We start from the raw sequence: 5,702 nt of genomic DNA on the forward strand, positions 1-5,702 counted from the left end.
TTTTGGGTGGGGTTTTTGTTAGCTGGCAAGTGCTCGAAAGCGGCTTGTGAGCAGATGAGGAGCCTGACGATTACCTACTTTCACACGGGAATCCGCACTATCATTGGCGTGGAGTCGTTTCACGGTCCTGTTCGGGATGGGAAGGGGTGGTACCAACTCGCTATGGTCATCAGGCATGAGGGGGTGTTGCGCTGGTGTTTGGTCAGCGCAACCAATCTGGGGAAGAAGTAGTCGAGCGCATGTGTTTAGCACGCCTCGTTATTACTGGTGTTGCTTAGGGTTGTGTTTGTTGGCACAACACTGATCTCAACCTTGGCGTGTGTGAGCATTTCGCTCATCAGAAACACACTGGTTATAGGATCAAGCCTTACGGGCAATTAGTATCAGTTAGCTTAATGCATTACTGCACTTCCACACCTGACCTATCAACGTCCTGGTCTAGAACGACCCTTCAAGGAGCTCGAAGCTCCAGGGATATCTCATCTCAAGGCGAGTTTCCCGCTTAGATGCTTTCAGCGGTTATCTCTTCCGAACATAGCTACCCGGCGATGCCACTGGCGTGACAACCGGTACACCAGAGGTTCGTCCACTCCGGTCCTCTCGTACTAGGAGCAGCCCCCTTCAAATATCCAACGCCCACGGCAGATAGGGACCAAACTGTCTCACGACGTTTTAAACCCAGCTCACGTACCTCTTTAAATGGCGAACAGCCATACCCTTGGGACCGGCTACAGCCCCAGGATGAGATGAGCCGACATCGAGGTGCCAAACACCGCCGTCGATATGAACTCTTGGGCGGTATCAGCCTGTTATCCCCAGAGTACCTTTTATCCGTTGAGCGATGGCCCTTCCATACAGAACCACCGGATCACTATGACCTGCTTTCGCACCTGCTCGACTTGTCGGTCTCGCAGTTAAGCACGCTTATGCCATTGCACTATCAGCACGATTTCCGACCGTACCTAGCGTACCTTCGTACTCCTCCGTTACACTTTGGGAGGAGACCGCCCCAGTCAAACTGCCTACCATGCACTGTCCCCGACCCGGATCACGGGCCAAGGTTAGAACCTCAAACAAACCAGGGTGGTATTTCAAGGACGGCTCCACCGAAACTAGCGTTCCGGTTTCATAGCCTCCCACCTATCCTACACAGATCGGTTCAAAGTCCAATGCAAAGCTACAGTAAAGGTTCATGGGGTCTTTCCGTCTAGCCGCGGGGAGATTGCATCATCACAAACACTTCAACTTCGCTGAGTCTCGGGAGGAGACAGTGTGGCCATCGTTACGCCATTCGTGCAGGTCGGAACTTACCCGACAAGGAATTTCGCTACCTTAGGACCGTTATAGTTACGGCCGCCGTTTACCGGGACTTCAATCAAGAGCTTGCACCCCATCATTTAATCTTCCGGCACCGGGCAGGCGTCACACCCTATACGTCCACTTTCGTGTTTGCAGAGTGCTGTGTTTTTATTAAACAGTCGCAGCCACCAGTTTATTGCAACCCCTTCACCCTTTGCGCGCAGGCGCATCAAGCTTGCGGGGCGTACCTTATCCCGAAGTTACGGTACCAATTTGCCGAGTTCCTTCTCCCGAGTTCTCTCAAGCGCCTTAGAATACTCATCTCGCCCACCTGTGTCGGTTTGCGGTACGGTCTTGTTAAACTGAAGCTTAGAGGCTTTTCTTGGAACCACTTCCGATTGCTTCTTCACCTAAGTGAATGGCCTCACACCCTTGAATTCCGCGCCCGGATTTGCCTAAGCGCCTTCTCCAATGCAAGGACCGGGACTTCCAACACCCGGACAACCTTCCGCGATCCGTCCCCCCATCGCATTTAACAATGGTGCAGGAATATTAACCTGCTTCCCATCAGCTACGCATTTCTGCCTCGCCTTAGGGGCCGACTCACCCTACGCCGATGAACGTTGCGTAGGAAACCTTGGGCTTACGGCGAGGGGGCTTTTCACCCCCTTTATCGCTACTCATGTCAGCATTCGCACTTCCGATACCTCCAGCACACTTTTCAATGCACCTTCACAGGCTTACGGAACGCTCTCCTACCATGCGAGATAAATCTCGCATCCGCAGCTTCGGTATATTGCTTAGCCCCGTTACATCTTCCGCGCAGGACGACTCGATCAGTGAGCTATTACGCTTTCTTTAAAGGGTGGCTGCTTCTAAGCCAACCTCCTGACTGTTTTAGCCTTCCCACTTCGTTTCCCACTTAGCAATATTTGGGGACCTTAGCTGGCGGTCTGGGTTGTTTCCCTCTTGACACCGGACGTTAGCACCCGATGTCTGTCTCCCGTGATTGCACTCTTCGGTATTCGGAGTTTGCTATGGCGTAGTAATCCGCAATGGACCCCACAACCATGACAGTGCTCTACCCCCGAAGGTGATACACGAGGCACTACCTAAATAGTTTTCGGAGAGAACCAGCTATTTCCAAGTTTGTTTAGCCTTTCACCCCTATCCACAGCTCATCCCCTAATTTTTCAACATTAGTGGGTTCGGTCCTCCAGTACGTGTTACCGCACCTTCAACCTGGCCATGGATAGATCACTTGGTTTCGGGTCTACGCCCAGCAACTGAACGCCCTATTCGGACTCGCTTTCGCTACGCCTGCCTTAATCAGTTAAGCTTGCTACTGAACGTAAGTCGCTGACCCATTATACAAAAGGTACGCCGTCACCCCTTACGAGGCTCCGACTGTTTGTATGCATGCGGTTTCAGGATCTATTTCACTCCCCTCCCGGGGTTCTTTTCGCCTTTCCCTCACGGTACTGGTTCACTATCGGTCGATCACGAGTATTTAGCCTTGGAGGATGGTCCCCCCATCTTCAGACAGGATTTCACGTGTCCCGCCCTACTTGTCGTACACCTAGTTCCACACATCCGCTTTCGCCTACAGGGCTATCACCTGCTATGGCCACACTTTCCAGAGTGTTCGGCTAACGGTCGTGCTAAAGAGTACAGGCTGATCCCATTTCGCTCGCCACTACTTTGGGAATCTCGGTTGATTTCTTTTCCTGCGGTTACTTAGATGTTTCAGTTCACCGCGTTCGCTTCTCTGAGCCTATGTATTCAGCTCAGGATGACCCAGAAGGGCCGGGTTTCCCCATTCGGACATCGACGGATCAAAGCTCGTTTGCCAGCTCCCCGTCGCTTTTCGCAGGCTACCGCGTCCTTCATCGCCTGTGATCGCCAAGGCATCCACCACATGCACTTGTTCGCTTGACCCTATAACGAGTGTGTCTCTCTCGCCCAGCGTGGGCACTTCAGTGCTTACTCTGGCCCGACCCCCTAGGGGCTAGACCCGAGCTAGCAAAGCGCCTACTCCGGGCAATCAAATTCACATGTCGCCATAGGTTGAGTATTCGTGTTGCGCCGTATTCCAAGAGCAATCTTTCGATTCCCCTTTTCATACATTGATACAATCACAACCCTGATTCACCTACTCACACACCCATCTCTAAGTGTATTTTCGTGAATCTCTTTACTACTTCTTCCAGATTGTTAAAGAACGACAGCACCACTTTAAGCGCTATGCTTAAAATCGCTTACTGACTGGCTCAATCGCCAATGCATAATCACTCTTGATTTAAACGCTTTCGTTTAAAGAATGCTATGCGTTGGTGATTGGTGGAGGATGACGGGATCGAACCGACGACCCCCTGCTTGCAAAGCAGGTGCTCTCCCAGCTGAGCTAATCCCCCAGTACCTTGATGCTTGAGGGTCCGTAGATTCAACTCAGCGTGATTAACCAATCATTAATCACCTTCTAAGCGAATCATGGTGGGTCTGGTTGGATTCGAACCAACGACCCCCGCCTTATCAAGACGGTGCTCTAACCAACTGAGCTACAGACCCTTAGCCTGTCTTCTTACAGCCGATAAGCGTGAGCGCTTTAGCACTTCACTTCAAACACGTTGAGCTCGAGAAAGGAGGTGATCCAGCCGCACCTTCCGATACGGCTACCTTGTTACGACTTCACCCCAGTCATGAATCCTACCGTGGTGACCGTCCTCCTTGCGGTTAGACTAGCCACTTCTGGTAAAACCCACTCCCATGGTGTGACGGGCGGTGTGTACAAGACCCGGGAACGTATTCACCGCGGCATGCTGATCCGCGATTACTAGCGATTCCAGCTTCACGTAGTCGAGTTGCAGACTACGATCCGGACTACGATCGGTTTTCTGGGATTAGCTCCCCCTCACGGGTTGGCAGCCCTCTGTTCCGACCATTGTATGACGTGTGAAGCCCTACCCATAAGGGCCATGAGGACTTGACGTCATCCCCACCTTCCTCCGGTTTGTCACCGGCAGTCTCCTTAGAGTGCTCTTGCGTAGCAACTAAGGACAAGGGTTGCGCTCGTTGCGGGACTTAACCCAACATCTCACGACACGAGCTGACGACAGCCATGCAGCACCTGTGTATCGGTTCTCTTTCGAGCACCCCCACCTTTCAGCAGGGTTCCGACCATGTCAAGGGTAGGTAAGGTTTTTCGCGTTGCATCGAATTAATCCACATCATCCACCGCTTGTGCGGGTCCCCGTCAATTCCTTTGAGTTTTAATCTTGCGACCGTACTCCCCAGGCGGTCAACTTCACGCGTTAGCTACGTTACTAAGTCAATGAAGACCCAACAACTAGTTGACATCGTTTAGGGCGTGGACTACCAGGGTATCTAATCCTGTTTGCTCCCCACGCTTTCGTGCATGAGCGTCAGTATTGGCCCAGGGGGCTGCCTTCGCCATCGGTATTCCTCCACATCTCTACGCATTTCACTGCTACACGTGGAATTCTACCCCCCTCTGCCATACTCTAGCTCGCCAGTCACAAATGCAGTTCCCAGGTTAAGCCCGGGGATTTCACATCTGTCTTAACGAACCGCCTGCGCACGCTTTACGCCCAGTAATTCCGATTAACGCTCGCACCCTACGTATTACCGCGGCTGCTGGCACGTAGTTAGCCGGTGCTTATTCTTCCGGTACCGTCATCCTCCCCCAGTATTAATGGAGAAGTTTTCTTTCCGGACAAAAGTGCTTTACAACCCGAAGGCCTTCTTCACACACGCGGCATTGCTGGATCAGGGTTTCCCCCATTGTCCAAAATTCCCCACTGCTGCCTCCCGTAGGAGTCTGGGCCGTGTCTCAGTCCCAGTGTGGCTGGTCGTCCTCTCAGACCAGCTACAGATCGTCGCCTTGGTAGGCCTTTACCCCACCAACTAGCTAATCTGCCATCGGCCGCCCCTATAGCGCGAGGTCCCGAAGGATCCCCCGCTTTCTTCCGTAGATCGTATGCGGTATTAATCCGGCTTTCGCCGGGCTATCCCCCACTACAGGACACGTTCCGATGTATTACTCACCCGTTCGCCACTCGCCACCAGGGTTGCCCCCGTGCTGCCGTTCGACTTGCATGTGTAAGGCATGCCGCCAGCGTTCAATCTGAGCCAGGATCAAACTCTTCAGTTCAATGCCTGTTACTGTTTTCTATTCTTCCGAATAGGTCGCTCACTCAACGTACTGACAAGTTCCTCCCATCTTCCCTTTTACAGAAAGACGCTCAAAACCTACCTTAATACTAGTGTGAGACTTGATACTTTCGCTTCACGGCAGCGCTCCGAAGAACACCACCACGCTTCTCAGCAAAGCACCAAGCGCCCACACTTATCGGCTGTTAGTTTTTAAAGAACATTCGCCAAAA

Annotated in this window: 2 tRNA genes and 3 rRNA genes; all 5 read right to left on the bottom strand. The window is 52.3% G+C overall.

Going from position 1 to position 5,702, the window contains the following annotated elements:
* Positions 1 to 61: 61 nt before the first annotated feature.
* The 5 genes from rrf to M0D69_RS43220 all read right to left on the bottom strand — a co-directional run bounded on the left by rrf (position 62) and on the right by M0D69_RS43220 (position 5,470).
* Positions 62 to 174 (bottom strand): 5S ribosomal RNA (gene rrf, locus M0D69_RS43200).
* A gap of 182 nt (positions 175 to 356) precedes the next feature.
* Positions 357 to 3,237, bottom strand: a 23S ribosomal RNA gene (locus M0D69_RS43205).
* Positions 3,238 to 3,637: 400 nt separating this feature from the next.
* Positions 3,638 to 3,713, bottom strand: a tRNA-Ala gene (locus tag M0D69_RS43210).
* 77 nt (positions 3,714 to 3,790) lie between these two features.
* Positions 3,791 to 3,867, bottom strand: a tRNA-Ile gene (locus M0D69_RS43215).
* 70 nt (positions 3,868 to 3,937) lie between these two features.
* A 16S ribosomal RNA gene (locus tag M0D69_RS43220) occupies positions 3,938 to 5,470 on the bottom strand.
* Together the 16S, 23S and 5S rRNA genes with 2 tRNA genes alongside form the textbook arrangement of a ribosomal RNA operon.
* Positions 5,471 to 5,702 lie beyond the last annotated feature (232 nt).

The sequence above is a fragment of the Caballeronia sp. SEWSISQ10-4 2 genome (genome assembly GCF_030464885.1).
Lineage (GTDB): Bacteria > Pseudomonadota > Gammaproteobacteria > Burkholderiales > Burkholderiaceae > Caballeronia.